This window comes from Mycobacterium sp. IDUB_24, from assembly GCF_055419385.1.
In genome coordinates this window covers 1-302 of the sequence record NZ_JBVAXO010000025.1, presented here as the reverse complement: position 1 = coordinate 302, position 302 = coordinate 1, and the positions used below count along the sequence as shown (strand labels likewise).

Sequence of the window (302 nt, the reverse complement as noted above, 5' to 3'; positions counted from 1 at the left end):
GGAGCAACAACACGCCTCCCACCCCACACAGGGGCCAGGGAAAAACGGGCCTGTTGTCTCAAAGCCCAATAGTGTGTCTGATGATTTTCCGCGGATGCTTTCCCGCATCCCACGCTAAGTTTGTCGAGTGCACCAGACCCCCACCCACTACAGGTAAGAGGCCATCCAACGAATCGCCTGAAAGCACAGCTGATCCCGCGATTTACGGGGCCGGCCCAGGTCTCGTGGTGCTCCTTAGAAAGGAGGTGATCCAGCCGCACCTTCCGGTACGGCTACCTTGTTACGACTTCGTCCCAATCGCC

The 302-nt window shown here is 58.3% G+C and carries 1 rRNA gene; it reads right to left on the bottom strand.

The annotated features are described in order from the left end of the window. Nucleotides 1-238: 238 nt before the first annotated feature. Nucleotides 239-302, bottom strand: a 16S ribosomal RNA gene (locus ACZYZF_RS29495); the annotation flags it as partial.